The following is a 2,904-nucleotide window of genomic DNA, read 5'->3' as shown; positions in this document are numbered from 1 at the left end:
TAAATGCTAGTTTTTAGCTTCTTTTATTTGAGCTATTAGTTCAGGAACAACTTTCTTGAAGTCTCCTACTAATGCTACATCAGCTATCTGCATAATTGGAGCGCTTTCATCTTTGTTTATAGCTATTATAAAGTCAGAATCCTGCATACCAGCTAAATGCTGAATAGCTCCGGAGATACCTATTGCAATGTAGATCTTAGGTCTAACTGTTTTACCAGTCTGTCCTACTTGGTAAGCTTTATCTATCCAAGCGTTATCTATAGCAGCACGGGATCCTCCTATGCTTCCTTCTAATACATCAGCTAATTCTTCAAGTAATGCAAAGTTTTCTTTTGCTCCTACTCCTCTACCACCAGATACGATGAATTCAGCTTCAGTTATATCAGCTACAGTCTTAGCTAATTTAACAACTTCTTCAGTCTTAGTTCTGATGTCAGATTCTTTTACATCCATAGCTATTGCTTGAACGTCACCAGTTCTGTTTTCATCTTTTGCAAGCTTTGCAAATACTCCTGGTCTAACTGTTGCCATCTGTGGTCTGTGATCAGCACAGATGATAGTTGCCATTAAGTTTCCACCAAAAGCAGGTCTTGTCATTAGTAAGTGGTTTGTTCCATCTTCTGTTTCAAGTCCTGTACAGTCAGCTGTAAGTCCTGTTGATAATCTTGCAGCAACTCTTGGTCCTAAGTCTCTTCCTATGAAAGAAGCACCTACAAGAATTATTTCTGGCTTCTTTTCATTTGCAAGTTCACATATAACCTTTGTGTATCCATCAGTTGTGAAGTGCTTTAATAATGGATTGTGAGCATATATAACTTCATCTGCACCAAAAGCTATTAATTCGCGAGTTACGTCTTCCATTCCTTCTCCGCCAACTAATAATGCAGTTAATTTTACTCCTAATTTATCAGCAATTGCTCTTCCTTTTCCTAAAAGTTCTAGAGCAACTTTTTGTAATTCTCCATCTCTTTGTTCAGCAAATACCCATACGCCTTTGTAATCTGCTATATTCATTTAAAAATCCCTCCTAAATTAGATATAGTGTTTTTCTTTTAATTTTGCAACTGCCTGTGCTGCTGCTTCTTTAGGTGGTAGGTTTACTATTTCTCCCTTACCTTTAGCTTCTTTAGTAGTTGACTTCTTAACCTTTGTTGGTGATCCTGGAAGTCCAAGAAGGGATTTATCTACTCCAATATACTCTGCACTCCATACTTCTACTTCTTTATCAAAAGCTCCGAAGATATGTCCTACACTCATATATCTTGGTACATTTAATTCTTTTATAGCTGTTAGAAGAACTGGTGTCTGAACTTTTATGTTTTCATAACCATCTTCCCAAGCTCTCTTAACTCTTAAGCCGCCTTCTGCTTTTTCTACAGCTTCTACATAAGTTATTTGTGGTAAGTTTAAGTGTTCAGCTATTTCTGGTCCAACCTGAGCTGTATCTCCATCTATAGCCTGTCTTCCAGCAAATACTATGTCATAGTCTCCCATTTTTTCTATCGCTCCTGCAAGTGCTCTTGAAGTTGCAAGAGTATCTGCTCCAGCAAAAGCTCTGTCAGAAATTAATACTGCTCTGTCTGCTCCCATAGCTAAAGCTTCTCTTAAAGCAACTTCTGCCTGTGGAGGTCCCATGCTTACTACAGCAACGTTTGCACCATATTTATCTTTTAGTGCTAAAGCTTCTTCTAAAGCATTTTTGTCATCTGGGTTTATGATTGATGGAACACCTTCTCTTATAAGAGTTCCTGTAACTGGATCTATTTTAACTTCATTTGTATCTGGAACTTGTTTTAAACAAACAATTATATTCATTTAAGTGTACCCTCCTTATTTAAATATGTTTCCTGAAATAACCATCTTCTGAACCTGTGAAGTTCCTTCATAGATTTCAGTGATCTTAGCGTCTCTCATCATTCTTTCTACTGGGTATTCTTTAGTGTATCCGTATCCACCAAATATCTGAACAACCTTAGTTGTTACATCCATAGCAACATTTGCTGCATGTAATTTAGCCATAGCTGCATCTACACTATATGGCATCTTGTTTTCTTTCTTCCAAGCTGCTTTGTATACTAAAAGTCTTGCAGTTTCAATTGCAACTTCCATGTCAGCCATCATCCAGCTTAATCCTTGGAATTTGTATAATTGTTTTCCAAACTGCTTTCTTTCTTTCATGTAGCTTACTGCTTCATCAAATGCTCCTTGAGCTATTCCTAGAGCTTGAGCTGCTATACCAATTCTTCCTCCATCAAGAGTCTTCATGGCAATTCCAAATCCTTTTCCTTCTTTTCCAAGTAGGTTTTCTTTTGGAACTTTAACGTCTTCAAATATAAGTTCTGTAGTTGATGATGCTCTTATTCCAAGCTTTTCTTCTACTTTACCTATTGAGAATCCTGGCATTCCTTTTTCAACTATGAAAGCGGAAATTCCTTTAGTTCCTTTGCTTCTGTCAGTCATAGCAAATACTATGAATACTTCAGCAACCCCACCGTTAGTTATAAATATCTTTGAACCGTTTAATATGTAATGATCTCCCATATCAACAGCTATACTCTGCTGTCCAGCAGCATCTGTACCAGCGTTTGGCTCAGTTAATCCGAAAGCACCTATTCTTTCACCCTTAGCAAGTGCTGGTAAGTACTTTTCTTTTTGAGCTGGTGTTCCATGTTCATTTATTACTGATGCACATAATGAAGTGTGAGCTGAAACAATAACACCTGTTGAAGCGCAAACTCTTGATAATTCTTCAACTGTTATTGCATAGGATATAACGTCTCCACCTGCTCCACCATATTCCTTTGAAAATGGTATTCCCATCATTCCAAGTTTAGCCATCTTCTTTACGTTTTCCATAGGAAACTCTTCTGTTATGTCGATTTCTGCTGCTAGTGGCTTAACTTC

Annotated in this window: 3 protein-coding genes; all 3 read right to left on the bottom strand. The window is 37.4% G+C overall.

The window, feature by feature from the left end; all coding sequences use genetic code 11:
• Positions 1–6: 6 nt before the first annotated feature.
• A complete protein-coding gene (locus DP68_RS17325; RefSeq protein WP_035311676.1) occupies positions 7–1,014 on the bottom strand; it encodes an electron transfer flavoprotein subunit alpha/FixB family protein in 1,008 nt (335 codons plus the stop codon).
• A gap of 18 nt (positions 1,015–1,032) precedes the next feature.
• The gene (locus DP68_RS17320; RefSeq protein ID WP_035311675.1) at positions 1,033–1,815 is read right to left on the bottom strand and encodes an electron transfer flavoprotein subunit beta/FixA family protein; all 783 of its coding nucleotides are present in this window, start codon (positions 1,813–1,815) and stop codon (positions 1,033–1,035) included.
• Positions 1,816–1,830: 15 nt separating this feature from the next.
• Positions 1,831–2,904, bottom strand: a 1,074-nt coding sequence (locus DP68_RS17315) for an acyl-CoA dehydrogenase (protein ID WP_035311674.1), incomplete at its 5' end; no start/stop codon positions are given.

This window comes from Clostridium sp. HMP27, from assembly GCF_000765165.1.
Classification (GTDB): domain Bacteria; phylum Bacillota; class Clostridia; order Clostridiales; family Clostridiaceae; genus Clostridium_AK.
This window is presented reverse-complemented; position numbering and strand designations above follow the sequence as displayed.

Bases quoted from the DNA above. Each gene is read 5' to 3' on its own strand.
- DP68_RS17325 (WP_035311676.1), bottom strand. From the start codon at position 1,014: ATGAATATAGCAGATTACAAAGGCGTATGGGTATTTGCTGAACAAAGA.
- DP68_RS17320 (WP_035311675.1), bottom strand. From the start codon at position 1,815: ATGAATATAATTGTTTGTTTAAAACAAGTTCCAGATACAAATGAAGTT.